This window comes from Mucilaginibacter pedocola (assembly GCF_002013915.1).
In the GTDB taxonomy this organism is placed as follows: Bacteria; Bacteroidota; Bacteroidia; order Sphingobacteriales; family Sphingobacteriaceae; genus Mucilaginibacter; species Mucilaginibacter pedocola.
The window spans coordinates 515,243-537,435 of the sequence record NZ_MBTF01000001.1 but is presented as its reverse complement, the minus strand read 5'-3'; the positions used below and the strand labels follow the sequence as shown (position 1 = coordinate 537,435).

Below are 22,193 nucleotides of genomic sequence, written 5' to 3'. Positions count from 1 at the left end.
TCCCCCATTTTGATACAATTTGTATACCTTTTGATGCCCTGTGTGGAGCGTCTGTTTTTCAATTGCCGTTAATTTGGCATTGAGCCAATAACAACCACATCCTGTGAAAAAATTCCAAATCATCGCCATACTCCTGCTGGCCATCAACTGCCTGTATACAAAGGCGCAAACCGTTAAAGATCTTGACGTATTCGCACAAGGTACCGGTAACCCTATTATCCCCGCCTACCTTGCCGATGCATCAGTATTTTATGATAAGAACACCGATGCTTTTTATGCATTCGGCACTAACGATGGCGCGAGCGGCGAGAACGTTTTCCCGGCGCAAATGTGGTATTCAAAAGATGGCAAGGACTGGAAGAACAAACAGATAGACCTGCCCCAAACATGGACCGACTATGCCGGCGAGAAATACGTTTGGGCACCAAGCGTGGTATACTACCCGGGCACCAAAAAATACTATTTGATGTACAGTATAGATTCGAAGGTATTCATAGCCATGAGTGGCAGCCCGCTTGGCCCTTGGGAAGATGCCAATGGCGCGGCACCCGGCAAAATGTTTTACCGTGGGTACGACGGGCAATTCTTTTTAGATGACGACCAAAAGCTGTATTTCAGCTTTGATTCGCGGGAGTTCAAGATCATGAAATTCAGGTTCGGGGCGGATGGTAAATTGTTTTTTGATAACGATGATGCGCGATTTAACAAAACGGCTTCTACCGAATTTGCGGGGAATTACAATTATGTACAGATCACGGGGCTAAAAAACACCTTCGAGGCCTCGTTCATTTATAAACGCAAAGGGCTTTATTACCTGATGTGGTCTTTCGAGGGCAGCGAGAATTACAACGTGCGCTATGCTGTTTCGGAGAACGTTGCCGGCCCCTACCGCGAACTAGGTACTTCCATGACGGAACCTATCTTGGTGCGCGATGACAGTAAGCACATCCTCGGCCCCGGCCATCATTCGCTATTCGACTATAAAGGCCATACCTATATTGCCTACCACAGGCAGCACTACCCTTTTGTAGACAGCAAGCGCCGAACCTGTATCGACGAGGTGTTTTTTAATACAGATGGCAGCATCAAAAAGGTTATATCCACACATCGTGGCGTAAGCCTGGGTAAAGCAAAACCGATGGCTAAGAACCTTGCTTTGGGCAAACCTACGCTGGTATCGTCAGCACGCGTTTACCAAAGCGGGCATAATCCCAAACGCTACCGTACCGAGAGTATCGATTTTAAGTATGAAGGCAAATACGCTGTAGACGATAACTATAGCACCCGTTGGGATGCCGGCCTTGGTGCCGAATCGCCCTGGATCATTGTGGACCTGGGTAAAAACCATCAGATAGATAGCATAGAAACCATGTTCGAATTCACCAGCCGCACTTACAAATATAAACTGGAGTACCTACCGCAAAGCAAAGCCACCGGTTTGGCTAAGGCGGCTAAACAAACGGACTGGAAGCTATACACCGACCGCACAACCGATGGCGCTGCCCAGTCTCCCGTAACCGATAAGAGTAAACTAAAACCATCCGCGCGTTACGTAAAGCTGACCATAACCGGTGCAGTAGACCTACCGAAAAGCGCCGACAGGTTAGACCCCGAAGATGCCGATAACGCACTCAGTATATTTGAGATAAAAGTTTTCGGGAAGTAGCGATAATAAGAGCGGATAGGCGCTATTCGCTCTTCTCATTTTTATACCAGTCGAGTTGCTTAAGAGATGTCATGTCCTTACTAAATGGGGTATTTTTTTTCAAAGCGATAAGTGTGGTGGTTAGTTTGGGCTCTGTGCCATCTTCGGTTAGGTAATAAGTTATGCCTTTAGCGCTATTCTCCCATACCCGATAGGTTTGCCGCACGCTGTTTCCGGGCTTTACTTCGTTACCGTTCACGTCGATCTCTATTTCGCCCTTAGGCATTTTGGTGCGTTTGAAAATTGGGGTGGCGTTATTGCCGAGCAGCCTGATGAGCGTATCGCTTTGTGGCTGGCTGTAAAGTTTTAACTCGTAACCGGCAAGTTGCCCGCTTTTTTCTTCGTAATGAAAGCTCACGTGTGCGTTATGGCCCGAAAGGAAGGCACCTCCAAAATTAAGGGCTTTCTTATCGCCCGTTTTAAACAACTCGTAACCTAACATGGTGCCGTCTGTGGTATCTTTGGCTTGTACGGCGAAGTGCTCAATTGCCAATATATCAGGCATGTGCTCGGTCAATGATAATTTTGCAAGATCGAACGGGCCGGTATGCCCGGGCTTCTTTACCGAATTACTTTGCGGAGACGAGTTACAAGCCAGCAGGCTTAAACAGAACAAGAGGCAGTAAAGGTTTTTCATGATATACGGCTAATGGCAAGCTATAGTTTTCAAACCCCGGCAAGTTGTTTTTGTTCTGAAGTGTAAAAAAACATCAAAACCCTGTTCCAGAGAAAATATGGTAACGAGGTGGCTTCAAGGTTTATAAATGCCGATATTTCGTTTTCAAATTAATGCTATGAGCCTGCTTATTCCAACGGTAAAACATCTCATCCGGCTTAATGCCGAAGACGAGGCACTACTTGGCACCTTGTTTAAACCGCTCCATTTAAAAGCCGGCGAATATTTTTTGGAGGAAGGCCAACTATGCCGCTATGTTGGCCTTATTGAAGAGGGGCTGGTGCGCTATTACATGAATGATAACGGCAACCAAAAAACGCTTTATTTTAGTAGGGAGGGCGAATTTGTAAGCAACTACCAAAGCTTTTTGCCCCGCACGGCATCAGATATGAGCATACAGGCAATTGAAGATACCCACCTGCAGGTGATCAGACAAACCGACCTGCAGCGCATGTATGCCGAATTAACCGAGGGCGAAAAACTGGGCAGGGTTGCCATTGAGGACGTGTTTTTAAGCAGCATGCAGCAGCTAAAATCATTCTATAAAGATTCGCCGGCCGAGCGTTATAAGCAGTTCCTGCACTCCTACGCCGGCCTTGCACAACGCATACCACAATATTACATAGCCTCGTACGTGGGGATAAAACCACAATCGCTAAGCCGTATTCGTAAACGGTTGGCTAACGAAAAATAAATTCCCCCTGCTGCATTAGTTAACCCGGGTGAACGAGATAGGGCCTTAGGTTTGGGAGATTTGTACCATTAAATATTTACAATAATGGAAACACAGATCAAACAACAAACATGGGGCCGGCGCTCGGTATCGTACTGGCTAACCCTCCTGCTGGCCTTAGGCATCATCTTTATCGGCATACGTTTTATTTTATTTCCGCAGGTTGGTGCCACGGGCTATGGCATTGTTTTTAACGATATGCGCGATGCTGCGTACGGCAAGATAAAAGGGATAAGAGATATTTTCTCGGGCATAGTATTAATACCCCTATTGGCCATGCGGATGCGCAAAGCCACCGCATGGGTATTCACAAGTACTATTGTGGTGCCTCTTGGAGATTTCTTTAACGTGCTGGCCGCCAATGGTGCCGGAGATATGGCGCACCTGATGATACACGGCATTACTGCTTTGGTGATGATGGTAAACAGCGTTCTGCTATTCAGGATGCCCGTTGATGCTAAAAGCTAAGCCCGGGTGAAAAGAAATAGAAGATTTGGAAATGAACTAAAAGCATTTTTCAAATCTTCGATATACCTTCATCTGCACATTTATTAATATTTCCCTACTATCACCTTGTAAAAGTTATCAAAGTCCCAATACTTATTGGCCAGGGCCTTTAGTTCTTCGGCAGTGATGCTTTTTACGGTGGTAGTGTAGCGGTCGTAGTAATCGTACCCTAAACCGGCAAAGTGCAGGTTTTTGAATTTATCGGCATGCGAAAAAACGTTCTCCAAACTGCCCAGCAGCGAGCCCAGCATAAAGTTGCGAACCAGCGAAAGTTCTTCGTCGGGGATAACCTCGGCCTTCAGCAGGTTCACTTCTTTTTCTACCTCACTCACGGCACTGCGGCAAACATCGGCCCCGACCTCTGACGCGATGAAGAACGAACCGCCATGCTTAAACGTCCCCATACCCGAGCCAATGCCGTAGGTATAACCTTTATCCTCGCGGATGTTAGCCATCAGCCTCGAACCAAAATAACCGCCCAGTACGGTATTCAACACCTGCATACCAGGAAAATCGGGGTGCGTACGGTTGATGAAAGGCATACCCAAACGAATAGCAGATTGCAATGCTTCGGGTTTTTCGGTATAGAAGAAACGCTCGGCGCTTGGCACAAGTTCGGGTTGCGTGGTATCTGCAGGTACCGACTGGTTTTCCCAACCCGTCTCGAAGGTATCGGTCAATAAAGCAAGTGCTTCATCGTCAATTTTACCGGCTACTATCATGGTGCAGTTTGCCGGCTGGTACATTTCTTTAAAATGCTGTTGCAGGTCTTCGCGTTTCAGGCTTTTAAAATCTTCGGGCGTGGCAGCAAGTCCGTAAATGGTATCGCCGTTCAAGGCGCGGTTAAAAACACGGCGGGCCACAAAATCGTTCTTTTGCAGGCTCACTTGTAGCTTTTGCTGCTGGTTACGCACATAAGTTTCCAGTTCCTTCTCCGGGAATACCGAATTACTCATAATATCTCTTATCACCGGCAGCGTGCTTGCCAAGTGTTTGGTAAGCGTGTATAAAGTAACCTGCGAGTTATCGTACCCATAATCGACCTGCAAAAAGGCACCATAAAAATCAATGGTATCGGCAATTTGTGCGGCGTTCATAGTAGTGGTACCATCGGTAAGCATGGTGTTTACCGCTACGTTCAGCAAAGGCTTGGTAGGGTTAAAACGCAGGTTGCCGAATATCCATTCGATGCGCACCAAATCCTGCCCGCCCGAGTTGAAGGCATACACATTGCAGCCATTGGCCAGCTTTTTATGTTCGGGCCTTAGTAAAGTTATATTCTCAACCCCGTTGAACTGGGGCGCTTGTTTTCTGTTTAATGCTGTCATTGAGTCATTGGGGCATTGAGTCATTACTAAGCGTAATGCAAAATGAAAATTCCGTTATTTCTTTAAATTGCTTAAAATTCGAGTTCAGACAGCTTCTGTAACTTCTTCAGTTTTCCCCGCCAAATAAACCAGCGTTGACGAATTATCTTTCCTGAATAACTTGTTGGCCTGCTCTTTTATGGCCGCAGGCGTTACTGCCAGATACTTCAGAGTTTCGTGGTTAAGGTTATCAGCATCGCCCATCAGTTCGTAAAAGGCAAGGTTCATGGCCTTATCCAGTAACGACATTTCAGAGAAAGCCATGGTCGATTCGGTTTTATTCTTCACCTTGGTAAGTTCATCAGCAAAAACCTCTTCGTTTTTCAGTAATTCCAGTTGTTCCCAAATGGCAGCCTCGGCATCTTCGGTACTTACACCGGCCACGGGTTTGCCCTGAACAACGAACATGCCCTTATCCAAGGCTTCCGTATTGTAGGCATGTATTTCGCTGAATAATTGCTTATCCTTCACCAAGGTTTTATACAGGCGAGATGAATTACCGCGCGACAAGATATCCGACATCAAGTCCACCGTGTGGAAACTCTCGTCCAATCTGCCCTGCATCTGGAAAGCGATGTACAGGTCGTTCAACGGCACTTTGCCGGTGGTTATTTCACGGCGTTCCTCGTGCTGCTCAGGCTCTACAGGTAACTCGCGGGTGTACTTCTCTCCTGCCGGTATAGCGCCAAACCATTTTTCGGCCAAAGCTTTTACATCTTCGGTTTTTACATCACCGCCCACTACCATAATAGCGTTTTGCGGGTTGTAGTGCTTTTTAAAGAAGGCCTTTACATCCTCTATCCGCGCATCCTCAATATGTTTGATGGTTTTACCGATGGTAGCCCAGCGGTACGGATGCTGCTTGTAAACCAGCGGGCGCAGTTTCAGCCAAACATCACCGTAAGGCTGGTTAAGGTAGCGCTGCTTAAACTCTTCTATCACCACGTTACGCTGCACCTCCAGGCTTTTTTTGCTGAAGGCGAGGCTAAGCATGCGGTCGCTCTCCAGCCAAAAGGCGGTTTCGATATTTGCCGAAGGCAGGGTGATATAATAGTTAGTGATATCATTGCTGGTGAAGGCGTTATTTTCGCCGCCCACCCTTTGCAAAGGGCCATCGTAGTTAGGAATGTTTATAGATCCGCCGAACATCAGGTGCTCAAAAAGATGGGCAAAGCCGGTTTGCTCGGGGTCTTCGTCGCGCGCGCCCACATCGTAAAGGATGTTGAGCACCGCCATTGGGGTGGTACTATCTTCGTGGACAAGCACCCTAAGGCCATTGTCCAGCGTGAACCGGTTGAAATTAACCATGCAATAACAAATGTTTAACCCGACAAATGTATTGTTTTTGTTGAGGTTTGTGAATTGATTCTACCGATTTTGGTTCATTACAGCTAATTGTGATAGCGCAATTACATTGGTTTGAACCACCGCATTGGTTTTGACGAATAAACTTTGAGGCGTATATTTAACACACTATGCTGAGCCAAAACGAACTGATAAAACACTTTTTTAATAACTACAGCAAAACAAAGGTTGCCCAATTAACGGCTGCAATAAACGAGCAGGGGTTTGATATAAAACAACTCATCGACCTCACCTTTAATGCCGATAAAACCATTGGCTTTCGCGCTATTTGGTTATTGGACAGTGTGATGTTGAGCGACCTCGAACGCTACTCGGCCTATCTCGGATATTTTTTATCACGTGTAAAAGAGGTTACCAATGAAAGTTGCAAACGGCACTATGCACGCATTATGATGTTTATGACGGATGCAAAAGCACCCGATACTGTAAAAGCAGCTCTGCAAAAAATAGATCTGGAACCTACCGTAGAGCAGTTCTTCGATTGGATAATAGACCCAAAAGTAAAAATAGCCGTAAAGATATTTGCGGCCGATACCCTATACAACTTAAGCGGCCGATACGATTGGGTAGCCGAAGAACTTGCCCTGCAAACAGAGATATTGATGCGCAGTGGGCAGCCTTTCATCACATCCCGCGGAGAGAAATTAATGGCAGCGTTGAAGAAGTCTTAAGTCGAAAGTCTTAAATTCTAAGTCAGGAGTCTTAATTTGCGACCAGCCGATCAACTTCCGACTTAAGACTCCGGACTTAAAACCTATTCCACCGGCCTATCACTACCGTGCAAGTTGTGGCTTACCTGGTGATGGTGCAACTTTGCTTCTATGGCAGAAGAGCTATCATCTGCATAAGTACCGTAGGCATTTATTAATATCCCCTTCAGGTTATATTTTGATGAACTGATGGCGTATACGATAGACATATCTGAAGGATTGCTTTGCCCTTCGAAACGGTAAAACTCATCTATCTCGAAGTCTTCGGCAGTCATGTGTATGCCTTTTTCTTTATCATCTATGGTGTCGCCTTCCAGGCTAAGGTTGGCTTCGTATCCGCGTTTGGTGAGGTCGTTAGTGGCATCCACTAATGTTTCAAAGTTTTTCATAACGGTTTTATTTGGTGCGATGTATTTCTTCTTCATCAACCTTTAATAACCACAGTTTGTTTCGGCGGGCCAAGTAAATTATTACTACTTTGCAACACTTTTAACCTTATCACATGAAGAAAACGTTATTATCCGCATTAATTTCTATTGCATTATTTAGCTGCCAAAGCGGTAGCAATGAGCCCGCCCCTGTTCAGGAAGAAGATAAACAGCTTGTTCAGTCGGTAACCACTGTTGAGACCAGCGCCGGCAAATCTACCCGTACAGTGTTAACTTACGAATACGACAACAGCAACAGAATGACCGCCTTACATGAAAGGTATGACGACCACGCCGGCCCTAACTCCGACCATGTTTACACTTATGACGGGCAGGGTAATCTTACCAGATCTACCATCAACCGCGAAGGCACAGTATCGATTTTTGATTACACCTACAAAGACGGTGCCCCGTTCTCGGTAGCTTACACTATGCCGGCCAACGCATCCGACTTTCATAGCCTTGCCATTACTACTGCAAACGGGGTAGTTACCAACCATGTAATAACAACTGTGCCATCAGAAGGGAAAGCCACTGTGGTGTGGGAGTATGCAAAAGGCAACAATACTGCTGAGAATAATTCTCATTTTACCAGTTCGGGCGTTAAAGATTTTTTCGCGAATTTCAACCGCGAGTATGGCAGCAAGAAAAACCCTTATTTATATAGTGGTTATAAATGGATGTTACCAGATATGCCCTACGCTAACAAAAACGAATTGATAGAAAGCTCATCTGTGAATAACGCCGGTACCGGGTCTGTAACCGCTTACACCAATACATATGATAGCAACAACTATCCTATCTCGGTACAAGCTTCTACAACGGGTGGTTTCACCAGCACCTCTACCATTACATACACTTACATTAAAGCAAAATAATTTATACAACATAAACAACAAAAGCGGCAGGTTTTAATGCCCGCCGCTTTTTTTATGGAACTATAAACGAAAACTAAAACTGCTTATTTATTGCGCTTTAGCCACCCAATACGATGCATTAAGGTGCAGGGCAGGGTGCGATGTAAAGCCTGATGGCGAGTCGCCGCTCCAGCCGTTGAACAGGTTATCGCCTGTATCGCCGGTACCATCATCAGATGGCGAGCTATCGCCTATAAAGAACACACGGCCGCTGCCGTAAGTTGCTAACAGCGCCATTACATTGCTGTTGCCGCCATTGGTAGCGCTATTCCTCCAGAACAAGCCTTGTACCGTTGAATTGGTACCCGGAGTAAGTGTAGCGGTAGAGCCATTGTAAAATGCCAGCTTAGAGGCCGTACCGGCAGCGCCGCCTAAAACTTTAACAGCATCGGCATTAGTGCCTGTGTAAACGTTTGTTGAAGGTCCTTCGCTGATATCAACATAGTTTACGGTAAAACCGAACGGATTGTTGTTATTAATTCCATTATTTGTCATTAAATCGTTCCACACGCGTGGCGAATCGTAACCATCACCATCACGGTCGGATGGGTTGTAACCGTTAGCATCGGTACCGGCAGTTGTTGCGGCGGTATGGTCGGCCACCATAATAAGGCCGCCACCGGCAGATACGAAGTTCATGATAGCGGTTTTTTCGGCTGCAGTGAACAAGCGGTTAGGCTCTATCACCACATAAACATCGTAATTGCTAAGATCTTGCGGGTTTGATGAGTTGCCGTAAGTAAGCGCCGTACCAACGGGCAAGGTTTCCACCAGTTCGCCTTTTTTCACGAGTTCAACTGCCCAGGCCGACATAGCGCCTTTCCAGTAGGTTTCAGGAGTTGAGGCCGTGATACCGGTGTATGATGGCGTAGGTATGCGCTGTGCTTTTAATTCGGTAGTAGTACCGCCTGTATAGATTGGCACAGCTTCGGTACCGTCGGCATCTATCTGCCAATCGGCGCTACCTGCATTTTCCAAATGGCTGGCATCGAACAGGAATTTTTTGCCTGCTATAACAGTGCCGCCACCGGTGCCGCCGCCAGCGTTATCGTTAACGGTAATATCGTCGATATTGATACGGTCGGAGCCGCCGCTCAGTTTACGTATCTCTAAACGCACGGTACCACTTACCGTAAAGGTAAAGGTTTGTGTGGTAAGCGTGCTGCTTGTGGTAACATTGCTGCCCGCCTGTGTCCAGCTGCTACCACTATTGGTAGAATAGAACAAGCCCCAGGTGCTGTTGCCGTCGCCTGTATAGGTAGCATGTTTGATAGTTACGCTGCTGATGCCGGTGCTTAAATTGTACAGCATGGTAATTTTACCGGTATTGCGGATACGTGCCGACCATGAGCCTGCCTTTTTATCACCCGACAAGTTGCCGATAAGCGCATCATACATATTCCACGAATTGCCAGACAGCGTTACATTGTCGCCGCTTGATGAGCCAGTTGGCGACACATCATAAGCCGTTTTGGGGCTGGTGGAACCTACTTCAAAGCCCTGGGTAAGGCTTACTGCAGCGGTTTGCAAAGATGAAGCGGCTTCAACAGCCGGCGCATCGGTTTTAAGGCTTTCATTTTTTTGGCAGCTGCTTGCCATTAAGCCTGCTGTTGCCAAAAGCAGCAGCGTGTACTTCTTTTTAGAGAAATAATTCATAAGTGTTTGTTAAGTAGATTAAGTAAAATTTGTTTATAAGTTTATACGAACAAAAATGTGAGTTAAGTTTCACTAAACTACACACATTTAATTAACTTATTGTTAAGATATTGCTTTAGGGGGATTACACCGATTTGAATGGGTGATTACACCGATGCAAATGGGTGATTACACCGATGCAAATGGGTGATTTCACCAATTTGATTTTTGGCGGGAGATGATCACGCTGCTTTGGGATCGATGTAAATAAAAAAGCCGCTCTTTTCGGGCGGCTGTCTGATTAAAGTGATATTTCTTACTTCTTTGTTACTTCCACACTCCAATCGGCACCGCTGCCTATTTTGTGGGTTTCGGCAAAGTTGCCCATGTTTAGGGCGAATGAAAGCTGCAGCAGGCTGTTAAGGTAAGCCAAAGGTTGCCCTTCCGCAACATCGCCGAAGGTTTTGCTATAGGGTACATCGCCTTCGTAAACCTTGGTGCCTTTGTTGAATATTTTTAGGTGGAGTACGTCGCCGAATTTGACGTTAAGTTTGGCAAACATCTCGTCGCTGATGTCCGTCCATACGTTGCCATATTGTATATCGAGTATGGCAATGGTTCCTTTTAAAGTACCAGCCTCCAAAACTGAGTGCTGGTAAGGGATGGTTACTACTTTTGCGGGCAAGGCCTTCCCTACCTGCTCATAAGTAATAACGCCGGCCGCTAACCGGGATGCGGTGTATACGTAAACATCGCGCCCGTGGAAGGTATATGATTTACCCGATTCTTTACGGCGATTTATGGCTTCGTCTATCTCGCGTACTTCGGCGATGCCAAAAGCTTCGGCAACATGCGTAAGTGTACCATTATCAGGCGTTACAATAAACTGCCCCGTTTTGGTTTTTACTACTACCGATTTGCGGGATGTACCAACGCCTGGGTCAACCACCGAAACAAACACCGTCCCCTTTGGCCAATAATTAATGGTTTGATACAGGCGGTAGGATGCTTCCCAAATGTTGTAGTTGGGTATCTCGTGTGTAAGGTCGAAAAGTTTGACGTTTGGCGATACGCCCATAGCAACACCCTTCATAGCAGAAACCGCGCCATCCTTTAAGCCAAAATCGGTTTGGAGGACTACGATATTGTTTTGGGCAATGGCTCTATTGAAGCTGAATAGCAGGAAAAGTGGCAGAAAGTATTTTAATGCGCGCATTGTTGTAGATTACGGTGAAGCAATTTACATGATCGCATTGATAACACGCGTAGTTATTTTTAACACAAAGGGCACAGAGAGAAAAACACAGAGGTACACAGAGGGTCGCAATGTGGTTAGCTTTCCAAGCTAAGGCGCTGAGGAAATACTATTCTATCTTACCACTTTTCACATCATCAAGCGTGTAAGCTTTGTAAGTTAGCCCTACCCCCCTGGCATATTCCTCTATTGTTTTTTCTATACCCGCTTGCTGCCTGCGTTGGTTTACATTCTGCGGATCGGCTATTGGCCAAATAAAGAATTTCCAGGCAACCTTGCCGGTTTCGGGGTTCTTGATGTTCATGCCCTTAAGCTGCGTACCGTATACTTGCGGCTCGTTGTTATACATCAGCCAGCGGTCCTGCATCATGGCATAGCGGGCAAAAGGGAGCTCATGCTTTTCGGCAGCGGTTTTTACCACATCAATATATTGCCCTATTTTATTGGAGTGCTGCAAAATAAAAAAGGCTGCCTGGTTGGTAGGCTCGCCTACTAAAGTTTTGCCGGGGTAGCCATATTGTTTAATAATGGCCTCTACCCTTTTCAGGCTTGCCGAGTCAGCCTCGTTCTGTAGTTTCCAGAGATGGGCAGAAACATCGGTTGGCGAAACATGGTAAACCTTCGCCAGAGAATCGGTAAGGGCGCTATCCCGTTTACCCGAGGTTAGCGCCCTATATTTTTGGTCGAGGGCGTAAAGGCTATCTAATTCGCGTTTGAGTGGTTTGTTTATCTGCGCCTGAGCGCCAACTGCCAACAACGCGAATAAAAAGAGCCAAACAACCCGTTTCATCAATTTATATTACTTCGTTAATGCTCATTTCCTTCAATTCCTTCGGAATGTTAGGGCGGCCATTTTTGAAGGCTTTGCGCGGCGTTAAACCCAACAACTCGAACATCGCCATATCATCATCAAATGAAGGGTTTGGTGTGGTCAGTAATTTCTCGCCGGCGAAGATAGAGTTAGCACCAGCCATAAAGCAGAACGCTTGCTCCAAAGTGGTCATTTCGGTACGGCCTGCTGAAAGCCTTACAACGGTTTTTGGCATAACAATGCGGGCAGTTGCTATCATCCTCACCATTTCCCAAACCGATACACGTGGCTGATCTGCCAATGGCGTACCTTTTACAGGCACCAGGGCGTTAATTGGTACGCTTTCGGGGTGCTTAGGTAAGTTCGATAATGTCTTCAGCATCGATATCCTGTCGGCCTCAGTTTCGCCCAAGCCTATGATGCCGCCGCTGCATACCGATATTTTTGCTTTGCGCACATGCTCTAAAGTTTGCAGGCGGTCATCGTAAGTACGGGTGGTGATGATGCGCTTGTAATCATCTTCCGAAGTATCGAGATTGTGGTTATACGCATACAAACCGGCATCGGCCAACCTTTGCGCCTGCGATTCAGTAAGCATACCCAGCGTGCAGCAAACCTCCATATCCAGTGAGTTTACGGCCTGCACCATTTCTATTACCTTATCAAAGTCGCGGTTATCGCGTACTTCGCGCCATGCGGCACCCATGCATAAGCGGCTTGCACCACCGTTCTTAGCTTTTTGCGCAGCTGCCAATACCTGTTCTTTAGGCATAATTGCATGCACATCAACCCCAGTATTGTAACGCGCTGCTTGCGGGCAATAGGCGCAATCTTCGGGGCAACCGCCGGTTTTAATAGATATCAGCGAGCTGATCTGTACCTCCGAGTAATCTTTATTTTCGCGGTGAATGGTTGCTGCCCTGTAAACCAAGTCGAGCAGTGGTGAGTGGTATATTTCGGCTATTTCGTCCTGTGTCCAGTTGTGTCGTACTTCAGTCATGGGTGTTTGTTTTTATATCTCGCCAAGGCGATAAAATACAAATATTCAAAGATTATTTTCTATTTCTGTTATCTGGTAAAAATTTTCACGCAAAGGCGCTAAGGCGCAAAGAGTTAAGTTAACACCTTTTTTGCCCAGCTACAACAATAAACTACTCGCCAGCCACAGCGGCAGTAAAAAGCCAATACAATCGGTAAAGGTGGTAATGATGATGGATGATGCCACCGCAGGGTCTATCCCTACTCTTTTTAATATTAACGGGATACCGGCACCGGTTAAGCCGGCAACTACAAGGTTACCGGTCATAGCCAGAAATAATACAACACCCAGTAAGGGGTTTTCGTCGTACAAACAGGCAAATACCAATACAATAAGCCCGTTGAAAGCGCCATTGATAAGCCCTACCAAAAACTCTTTAAAAACCGTGGTGTAAGCCTGCCTGTCACTCAAATCGCTCAGCGATATACGGCGAACGGTTACTGCCAGTGCCTGTGTTGCTGCGTTGCCGCCCATACCGCCTATAATACTCAGGTAAGCAACTATTACGGGCAGGCGTTCTTCTACATCGCTAAAATGCCTGATAACAGATGCGGCAAGGAAAGCCGTACCCAAGTTGACAATGAGCCAGGGCAGGCGGCTTTTAACGGCCTCTTTCCAGTTACCGCTCAGTTCCTCATCTTCCGATACACCCGATATTTTCAATATATCCTCGGTGCTCTCCTGCTCCATTACGTCAATAATATCATCTACCGTAACACGGCCCAGCAGCTTCATGTTATCATCTACAACAGGTATAGTAGTAAGGTTGTATTGCGATATCAGGCTGGCCACGTCTTCCTGGTCGAGTTCGGCTTTCACGTATACAAAATCACGAATCACCAGATCACTTACGCGGGCATCGTGGCGGGCTTTGATGATGGATTTGATTGAAACAATACCCTGTAAAATATCTGCGTCGTCTACTACGTAAATGGTATAAAACTCCTCCATCTCTTCCGACTGGCGGATAACTTCGTCCAGTGCCTGCATTTTATTAAGGTTGATATTCACCTTAATGATCTCGGAGTTCATGATACCACCGGCGGTATCTTCGTCGTACTTTAAAAGTGCGCGTATATTGTGGGCATCCTCCTGGTCAATGTCCTGCAATATCTCATGCTGCTCGTGCTCTTCCAGTTGCGAAAGAATGTCGGTAGCATCATCGTAATCGAGTTCTTCAACAATGTCCGAACGTTTTTCGGGGTCGAGGTTCAGCAGTAGTTCTTCGGGGTGCGCTTCCTCGGTCATTTCCGAGAGCACTTCCGAAGCTTCATCAACCGGCAGCAGGTTAATAATGCGCTCTTTATCCTCCTGCGGTAATTTTTCGAATAGAATAGCTATCTCAGAAGCATGGTACTCCTGAAGTACCACCTCTAAGCCGGCGTCGTCACCCTCAAGCGCAGTTTTAATGCGCTGTAAGTCGCTTTTATCTATTTCGAAAGACTGCATACGCTTGCAAATTAGGCAAAATTGCCGGGATACAGGTTCTTGAAAGGCAATTTAGAAAGGTTTTAGCGGAGCTGAATTCAATGCTTTTTACACAACATTACAATCTGCAGCTACAATAGACATTGTAGTTATCTCCCATGATCCCCTGTACCTAAACCGCCTAACCAACCGGCAACTGTATCGTAAACTCGGTATACTCGCCTTCTTTGCTGCTCATATCCATTTTGCCGCCGTGCCCTTTGGTCACAATGTCGTAACTTAAGGATAAGCCTAAACCCGTGCCCTCGCCGGTTGGTTTGGTAGTGAAGAAGGGCTGCATAATTTTCTCTTTGTTGGCATCGGCTATACCAATACCGTTATCCTTCACATAAATACGTATCTCGGCCTTACCATTTGGCGGGGTGAACAAACTGGTTGATACCTCTACCAATGGTTTGTATTTGCTGCGTCCAGGCTTCTTCTTTTGCTGAACTGCATAGAAGGCATTATTGAAAAGGTTCAGCATTACGCGGCCCATATCCGGCGGTATCACCATAATTTTTGGCAGATCGGGGTCAAGGTCCAGTACCATATCGGCGTTAAAATTCTTGTTCTTAGCACGTAGCCCATGATAGCTCAGGCGCAGGTACTCATCAACCAGCGCATTCATATCCGTCAGGTGTTTCTCGCCCGAACTTGTGCGGCTATGCTGCAGCATGTTTTTTACGATACCGTCGGCGCGTTTGCCGTGAAGTATAATTTTTTCAAGGTTCAGTACAATGTCATCCGCCAGCGAAATAGCCTCTTTTTTACTGCCGCTGCGTAATTCCTGCTTCATCTCTACGGCCAGCTCGATGCTTACCTCGCTAAAGTTGTTCACAAAGTTCAGCGGGTTTTGTATCTCGTGGGCAATGCCTGCTGTAAGCTCGCCCAGCGATGCCAGTTTCTCCGATTGTATCAATTGCTTCTGCGCTGCTTTCAGTTCGGTAACGGTTGATGCCAGCCTATCGCGTTGCGATGTTATTTCCAGTTGTTTATCGTTCAGCTCTTTGTTGGCATCCTGCAACTCGTTGGTGCGCTCTTCTACTTTTTCTTCCAGTAACTGGTTTTCATAAGTAAGCTTTTGCGAGCGGTAACGTACATAACTATAAACCAAACCGCTAAATATAACTACCCAAAGTATCCATGCCCACCAGGTAAACCACCATGGCGGGTTCACCACTACCACAATACTGGCTATCTTTTCGCTCCACACGCCGCTGCTATTGGCCGCTTTCACTTTAAAAGTATAGGTGCCAGCAGGCAGGTTATTATACGTTACCGAACGGTTGGTACCCGCCTGTACCCATTGCTTATCGTAGCCTACCAGCATATAGGCATAGGTGTTGTTGCCCGGGTCTTCGTATTGCAGCCCAATATAATTGAACTGTACACTGTTTTGACCGTAGCTTATCTCAAGGGTATTTAGACCATAGGCTAATTGCGTAGTCGCTAAGCTGTCGTTTGCGCCGGGGCTGTTGTAGCGAATGCTTTCTATGTGTACCTGCGGCTCGTACTGGTCGTCGTCAACATCTTTAGGGTTAAATAAGGCTAATCCGTTACTGATAGATAGCGCAAAACGCCCGTCGGCCATGGTAATCCCTTCAAGGCTGTACATATCGGCACCGGGCAAAATATCATCTACCCTATAATTACGGAACGACATATTTTTGGCATCAATACGGGTTAAGCCACGATCTGTACCCACCCACACTTTACCCGCGGCATCTTCTTTTATACCTACCACGCCGTTGTAAAGTAAGCCATTACGCTCATTCAACTGGTGAGTATAAACGCCTTTCTTACGGTCGAACTCAAATAGGCCCAACTGATAAGTGCCAACCCAAAAGCGGCCGCTGCGGTCTTCATAAATGGCCGATACACACGTCATTTTAGGGTTTTGCGGCAGGTACGAGAAGAATTTGCCCGTTTTACGGTCGAATTTATTCAACCCGCCCAAGTTGGTACCTACCCAAATGGTATTCTGCATATCCTCGTATATGGTAATAACGCGTGCATCATCCAACGAACCATCATTAGCGGTAAACGGCGTGCGCATACCACCATGGTATGGGTAACGGGTAAACTTTTTAGTCCCCGGGTCGAACGAGCAGATACCCCTGCCCGGTGCATCGCCAATGGCAAGCCACACGGTGCCGGTGTGGTCTTTATAAACTTTGGTAACGTGGTTGCCACCTATGCTGGTTTCGTCATTAACATTTGTGCGATAGGTGTTTTTGGCACCCGTGGCCACGTTGTAAACCACAAAACCATCGCTGGTGCCAATGTAAAGCATGTCGCCATCTTCCCAGGCATCATTTATTACCTGCCCGGGTACTTCTGCGTAGAAACGGGTAAAGCGTTGATTGGGAACATCCCACAGGAACAGCCCTTTAGCGTTTATTATTTTGCTGCGCGTTGCAGATGATGATACCACATGACTGGTACCACCGGGATACGTGCTGTAACCATCTATACTTTGGTTGATGACCTCAAAGGCGCTTTTGGTTTTACTTATTTTGTTAATGCCGCCATAATCAAGCCCCAGCCAAAGGTTATTGCTATTATCAAGCAATTTTACGCTGATGCTGTTAGATTTTAAACCACCCGGCTGATCGGGGTTGCGTTTATAATATTCAAAATGGCCACTTTCGGGGTCGAAGTATAGCAAGCCACTTTTGGGCGATAGCCACAGTTTGCCATTCTTATCTTCTAAAATATCGCTCAGCAGTGTTGCTGCAGTATCATTGGTGAGGTAATTGGTAAACTTACCGCTTTGCCTGTCAAGTTTGGCCAGCCCGGTTTCGGTAGCAAACCAAAGGCGCTGCTTTTTATCTTCGTATATATCATACACCGCGGCATTGTAAATACTATCCAGGTTGCGCGATGGGCTGTACTCTTTAACAACTTTGCCTGTTTTAGCATCAAGGCAGGCCACACGCAGGTCCTGGTTATTACCGTGGAATAGGTTCACCCAAAACAAGCCTGGTTGCGATGGTGCTTCGTACAAGGGATTTACACCTATGTTCTTGGTGCTATCAGTAGCAACCAGGTAACCTTTTAGAGGCCTGCCATTTCCGGTATAATTATACAGCCCATTATCGGTACCTATCCATATTTTACCGTCGGCAGTTTTCTGCAACGACATAATAATGTCGGCATTAATATAATTGCTTCCTTTTTCGCTGTTGCCAAAGTACTCGTACTTTTTTGTCAACGGGTCAAATTTGAAAACCTTGGGGCCATTATTGTCTACATATCCCCAAACATTGCCACTATTATCAACCAGCCTTATCCCAAATATCGAACTTGCATATTTAGCCGGCAGTATAAACTGCTCAAAGGTATCGGTATTACGCTTGTACCTGAATAAGCCATTCCCTATTACGCTTACCCAAAGGCTTTTATCGTCGCCTTTTATGATGCCTGCAACACTGGTTACCGCCTTGAGGTTCATTTTATCGCTGCCCAGGTTATAAATTTTATAGTTATAGCCATCGTAACGTACCAACCCGTTCTGCGTGGCTATCCACATATAGCCCTCGCTATCCTGCACCATGGTGCGCACGTAAGATTCGGGCAGGCCGGCTTTTATATCAAGCCGTTCAAAATATACATGGCTGGTTTGTGCAGAACTATATAAGCAGGCAAAAAGCAGCAGGGCCGGCAATAAAATTCTCTTCATCGTAAAGCGAGGGATTAATTTAATTGGGTTAATTAACTAATTAATATGGTAATTATCAAATCCCGAAAACGTAAATAGCTGCAATTCAACCCATATTTTTCTATTTCGCTAAAACTGCAAACTTAACAAAGCAAACAAGCAAACATTTAATATCTTAGCCCATACAAGTTTTAGCACGCCCCGGCTAAACTACCTTTGCAGTATTACTTTAAATATTAGTGGCTAAACCCACTGGAAACCAGCGCACTGAATGGAAAAAAGAAAGATAGAACATTGGTTAACCGATATTGGCTACACTATAGCCGGCATACTATTTTGCGGTTTTGCCCTTAAAAGCTTTTTAATACCCAACTCTTTTTTTGATGGCGGCGTTACCGGGATGAGCCTTTTGGTACACGAGCTTACTCACTTCAACATTGCAGTGGTTATCGTACTGCTCAACATCCCGTTCATCATCATGGGGGCTTTCCAGGTAAACAAAATGTTTGCCGTAAAAACACTGGTGGCTATCATACTACTTGGGCTTTGCCTTCAATTTGTACACTATCCTGATAAGATTACTGAAGATAAACTACTGGTATCTATCTTCGGCGGGGTGTTTATGGGGATCGGTGTTGGCCTTGCCATTCGTGGTGGCTGCGCTTTGGATGGTATAGAAGTATTGGCACTTTACACCGGCAAACGTATCAGCTTCACCATCAGCGAAATTATTCTCGGAATAAACATCATCATCTTCTTGATAGCAGCCGTAGAACTTGGCTTGCCTTCTGCATTATATTCTATCATGACCTATTACACGGCCTCCAAAACCATCAGTTTTGTAATAGAGGGCTTGGAGGAGTACACCGGCGTTACCATTATATCCTCGCAAAACGAACTGATAAAAGAACGCTTGGTAATGGACCTTGGCCGCGGTATAACCGTTTATAAAGGCGAGCGCGGCTTCCTGAAAGAAAGCTTTGATGTAAGCCACCCGGTAGATATCGTGTTCACCGTAGTTACCCGCCTCGAGGTGCGCCGCCTGCGTAACCTGGTGCATGATATAGATCCAAAAGCCTTCATCTTCACCAGCACTATTAAAGAAGCCGCCGGTGGTGTACTGAAGAAAAGAGCAAGGCACTAAAAGATGTTGAATATCGAATAATGAATTTCGAACATCGAATGATGAAGTCCTTCGAAATTCATTATTCAATATTCAGTGTTCGATATTATTTTTTTTGTGGCACCCCCTTCGGCCGGGCTTTGGCGGGCTGCGCTTTGCTACGGCCACGTTTCCGGCGCGCTTTACCCTCCCCGCCGCGGCTTCCCCTTTCAATCCCTGGTGCGGACTTAGTTCGAGATCTTCCGTCAGTGTTATAATACACTTTCCCGATGAATTTGCCATTATTCCCGACGGAGCCCGCTACATGGTTCTATGGATCAGTAAAAACCATCGACGAAACCCTGTTTTTGCCATTAAATACTGATAATTAGGCTTTAACGATTGAAAAAGCCCGTACGTCTATTTATTAGCGGTGGCTGTCTATTACGTTTTTGGGGCTGAATAATATGTTGTTGTTTTGGGTATTGAAACAAACAAAAACAATTATTTAACAATCAAAAATTAAAGATATCATGAAAAATTCAATCAAATTAGCAGCCCTTTTAATGTTAGCAACTACCGGCGTTTTCGCTGCAACTCCCGCAAAAACTACCGAGCCTGCAAAGGATGAAATAACCGTACAATCATCTGCCAAAAACTTGCTTGTGGGTGTATCTATACAAAAAGAAACCGCCGGCCGCGCATACGTTACCTTTTACGATAACAACCACAACCAGGTGATGACCGATTTTCTGCCCAAAAATGCTTCGGTAGAGAAAGTATACAACCTTGCCGAACTGCCTTATGGAACTTACACCATGGCCGTGGCATCGAACAAACAAGTAATTACCAAACAAATACAGGTTTACAAAGAGTTTGGTAAAAAAACATATGTGTTTTTACAGTAAACAGTAGTGAGTGTGATTAGTGAAGGCCTCCCCGCAAAACAGGGAGGCCTTACTGTTTAAAATAAACCTTAGACCTTAATACTAAAACCACTACAGATCGTATAATATACTTTATATCAAACAAATACTTGTAGCAAGGCGTACTTTCTTTTCTCTGCGCATCTCTGTGTAAACCTCTGCGATTCTCTGTGGTTAATTAGCCACCAGTATAAAACCCGATAAAAATGCCTATAATTGCCATCGAACTTATATAGAATTGTATGCAAGCCCTGCACATCATCAAAATTGGCGGCAACGTAATTGATAACTCCGAAAATCTCCACCGCTTCCTGAAAGACTTTACAGCTTTAGAAGGTGCAAAAATACTGGTACATGGCGGCGGCAAAGTGGCCACCCAAATTGGCGAAAGCATGGGTATTGAAGCACAAATGGTAGATGGCCGGCGCATTACCGATATTGATACCCTGCGCATTGTTACCATGGTTTACGCCGGGCTTATCAATAAAAACATAGTTGCACAACTGCAGTGCTACGGCACCAATGCCATTGGCCTTACTGGTGCCGACGGTGATTTTATCCGCGCTAAAAAACGCCCCGTTAAAACGATAGATTATGGTTTCGTAGGCGATATCAATGATGATTCCATTAACCCCGCCAATATCAGCAAACTGATAGATGCAGGTTTTAGCCCTGTTTTTTGTGCCTTAACGCACGATGGTGAGGGTCAGATGCTGAATACCAATGCCGATACCATTGCCTCTGCCCTTGCGTTAGCACTATCGGGCTTGTACGAAACTACGCTGGTTTATTGCTTCGAGAAAAAAGGCGTGCTGATGGATGTGGACGATGATGACTCGCTCATCCGCGAGATAAATCCTGAGCGCTACGAGCAGTTAAAAGCCGAAAAGATAATCCACAGCGGTATGTTGCCCAAATTGGATAATGCCTTTACAGCCATTAGTTGCGGGGTGAAAGCAGTAATCATAGGCCACTCGGACGACTTGGGTAATTTAAAGAACGAACAGGGTTTTGGTACCCGCTTAAGCAAATAATATACATGAGCACACAACAACATATTGCCATTTTGGGCAGTGGTAACATTGGTTTGGCGCTGGCCAAAGGATTAGTAAAAGCAGGCATTTACACGCCCCAGCAAATTACGTTAACCCGCCGCAACACAACCGCCCTTGCCCCATTAGCTGCCGAAGGATACAATGTAACTGCCAACAATGCCGATGCCGTGAGCAACGCCGATATTGTAGTATTGGCCATACTGCCTCAGCAACTCAACAAACTGTTAGACGAAATAAAACCCGCTACCGAGGAAAGCAAACATGTGCTGATATCGGTAGTATCGGGCGTGAGCTGTGCCGATGTACGTAACCAACTGGCCATGAAGGTGCAGGTGATACGCGCCATGCCTAACACTGCCATTGCCATTGGCCATAGCATGACTTGTATTGCCACCGACAATGCATCTGCTGAAAATATGAGCCTGGTAAAGTCGATGTTCGATACAGTAGGTGTTACCATCCAGATAAACGAAGAATTGATGACCAGCGCAACCGCGCTTTGTGCCTGCGGTATAGCTTTCTTCCTGCGCTCTATCCGTGCAGCATCGCAAGGTGGCACCGAAATCGGCTTCCACGCGCATGATGCGTTGAAAATGGCCGCCCAAACCGCCAAAGGCGCTGCCGACCTGCTGCTGCAATTAGCTTCGCACCCAGAGCAAGAAATTGATAAAGTAACTTCGCCAAAAGGCTGCACCATTGCCGGCCTAAACGAAATGGAGCATAACGGCTTCAGCTCGGCGCTCATCAAAGGCATTAAAACTTCTGCCGAGAAAGCGGGAGTGTTGTATAAGGAGTAGTCTTAAGTTCTAAGTTTTAAGTCCATGGTCGATA

General features: G+C 46.0%; 19 protein-coding genes. 9 read left to right on the top strand and 10 right to left on the bottom strand.

The genetic code is table 11. The features are described 5' to 3' along the window. Positions 1–103 precede the first annotated feature (103 nt). Positions 104–1,666 (top strand): family 43 glycosylhydrolase, encoded by a 1,563-nt coding sequence (locus BC343_RS02285; protein ID WP_078346091.1) that lies wholly within the window; start codon positions 104–106, stop codon positions 1,664–1,666. A gap of 22 nt (positions 1,667–1,688) precedes the next feature. Here BC343_RS02285 and BC343_RS02280 read toward each other — a convergent pair whose 3' ends face one another. Further along, the gene (locus BC343_RS02280; RefSeq protein WP_078346090.1) at positions 1,689–2,342 is read right to left on the bottom strand and encodes a hypothetical protein; all 654 of its coding nucleotides are present in this window, start codon (positions 2,340–2,342) and stop codon (positions 1,689–1,691) included. Between the two features lie 157 nt (positions 2,343–2,499). Here BC343_RS02280 and BC343_RS02275 point away from each other — a divergent pair, with 157 nt between their 5' ends. Together BC343_RS02275 and BC343_RS02270 are read left to right on the top strand one after the other, a co-directional pair. After that, complete coding sequence (locus tag BC343_RS02275; RefSeq protein WP_078346089.1) at positions 2,500–3,075, top strand: Crp/Fnr family transcriptional regulator; 576 nt, start codon at positions 2,500–2,502, stop codon at positions 3,073–3,075. An 84-nt stretch (positions 3,076–3,159) separates the two neighbouring features. Further along, entirely contained in the window at positions 3,160–3,582 is a 423-nt protein-coding gene (locus BC343_RS02270; RefSeq protein WP_078346088.1) for a DUF4267 domain-containing protein, read from the top strand. Positions 3,583–3,665: 83 nt separating this feature from the next. On the opposite strand, the gene BC343_RS02265 is transcribed toward BC343_RS02270, so the two are convergent. Both BC343_RS02265 and BC343_RS02260 read right to left on the bottom strand, forming a co-directional pair. Then, the gene (locus BC343_RS02265; protein ID WP_078346087.1) at positions 3,666–4,949 is read right to left on the bottom strand and encodes a M16 family metallopeptidase; all 1,284 of its coding nucleotides are present in this window, start codon (positions 4,947–4,949) and stop codon (positions 3,666–3,668) included. Positions 4,950–5,033: 84 nt separating this feature from the next. Further along, positions 5,034–6,296, bottom strand: coding sequence for a M16 family metallopeptidase (locus BC343_RS02260; RefSeq protein WP_078346086.1), 1,263 nt, complete (start codon positions 6,294–6,296; stop codon positions 5,034–5,036). Positions 6,297–6,463: 167 nt separating this feature from the next. Between BC343_RS02260 and BC343_RS02255 the strand changes: the two genes are divergently transcribed. After that, positions 6,464–7,024 (top strand): hypothetical protein, encoded by a 561-nt coding sequence (locus BC343_RS02255; RefSeq protein WP_078346085.1) that lies wholly within the window; start codon positions 6,464–6,466, stop codon positions 7,022–7,024. A gap of 83 nt (positions 7,025–7,107) precedes the next feature. Here the strand turns inward: BC343_RS02255 and BC343_RS02250 are convergent, their stop codons facing one another. After that, a complete protein-coding gene (locus tag BC343_RS02250; RefSeq protein ID WP_078346483.1) occupies positions 7,108–7,452 on the bottom strand; it encodes a phosphoribosylpyrophosphate synthetase in 345 nt (114 codons plus the stop codon). A gap of 113 nt (positions 7,453–7,565) precedes the next feature. On the opposite strand from BC343_RS02250, the gene BC343_RS02245 reads away from it, so the two are divergent. Beyond that, positions 7,566–8,369: a hypothetical protein gene (locus BC343_RS02245; protein ID WP_078346084.1), complete on the top strand. Its 804-nt coding sequence runs from the start codon at positions 7,566–7,568 to the stop codon at positions 8,367–8,369. A gap of 87 nt (positions 8,370–8,456) precedes the next feature. On the opposite strand, the gene BC343_RS02240 is transcribed toward BC343_RS02245, so the two are convergent. The 6 genes from BC343_RS02240 to BC343_RS02215 all read right to left on the bottom strand — a co-directional run bounded on the left by BC343_RS02240 (position 8,457) and on the right by BC343_RS02215 (position 18,300). Further along, positions 8,457–10,064, bottom strand: coding sequence for a hypothetical protein (locus BC343_RS02240; protein ID WP_202909710.1), 1,608 nt, complete (start codon positions 10,062–10,064; stop codon positions 8,457–8,459). A gap of 295 nt (positions 10,065–10,359) precedes the next feature. Beyond that, positions 10,360–11,259 (bottom strand): SAM hydrolase/SAM-dependent halogenase family protein, encoded by a 900-nt coding sequence (locus tag BC343_RS02235; protein ID WP_078346083.1) that lies wholly within the window; start codon positions 11,257–11,259, stop codon positions 10,360–10,362. 148 nt (positions 11,260–11,407) lie between these two features. Then, positions 11,408–12,088, bottom strand: coding sequence for a DUF6624 domain-containing protein (locus BC343_RS02230; protein ID WP_078346082.1), 681 nt, complete (start codon positions 12,086–12,088; stop codon positions 11,408–11,410). Positions 12,089–12,092: 4 nt separating this feature from the next. Further along, positions 12,093–13,109 carry a biotin synthase BioB gene (gene bioB / locus BC343_RS02225; RefSeq protein WP_078346081.1) on the bottom strand — a complete coding sequence of 339 codons (1,017 nt, stop codon included), beginning with the start codon at positions 13,107–13,109 and terminating at the stop codon, positions 12,093–12,095. 138 nt (positions 13,110–13,247) lie between these two features. Next, positions 13,248–14,597 carry a magnesium transporter gene (gene mgtE, locus BC343_RS02220; protein ID WP_078346080.1) on the bottom strand — a complete coding sequence of 450 codons (1,350 nt, stop codon included), beginning with the start codon at positions 14,595–14,597 and terminating at the stop codon, positions 13,248–13,250. Positions 14,598–14,757: 160 nt separating this feature from the next. Beyond that, positions 14,758–18,300, bottom strand: a complete 3,543-nt coding sequence (locus BC343_RS02215) for a two-component regulator propeller domain-containing protein (RefSeq protein WP_078346079.1) — start codon at positions 18,298–18,300, stop codon at positions 14,758–14,760. A gap of 250 nt (positions 18,301–18,550) precedes the next feature. On the opposite strand from BC343_RS02215, the gene BC343_RS02210 reads away from it, so the two are divergent. The 4 genes from BC343_RS02210 (at position 18,551) to proC (ending at position 22,159) form a co-directional block, all read left to right on the top strand. Beyond that, on the top strand, positions 18,551–19,423 hold the full coding sequence (locus tag BC343_RS02210; RefSeq protein WP_078346078.1) for a YitT family protein: 873 nt from the start codon (positions 18,551–18,553) through the stop codon (positions 19,421–19,423). 491 nt (positions 19,424–19,914) lie between these two features. Beyond that, the gene (locus BC343_RS02205) at positions 19,915–20,289 is read left to right on the top strand and encodes a hypothetical protein (RefSeq protein WP_078346077.1); all 375 of its coding nucleotides are present in this window, start codon (positions 19,915–19,917) and stop codon (positions 20,287–20,289) included. 260 nt (positions 20,290–20,549) lie between these two features. Further along, positions 20,550–21,341: an acetylglutamate kinase gene (gene argB, locus BC343_RS02200; protein WP_078346076.1), complete on the top strand. Its 792-nt coding sequence runs from the start codon at positions 20,550–20,552 to the stop codon at positions 21,339–21,341. Positions 21,342–21,346: 5 nt separating this feature from the next. Next, positions 21,347–22,159, top strand: coding sequence for a pyrroline-5-carboxylate reductase (gene proC, locus BC343_RS02195; protein ID WP_078346075.1), 813 nt, complete (start codon positions 21,347–21,349; stop codon positions 22,157–22,159). Positions 22,160–22,193 lie beyond the last annotated feature (34 nt).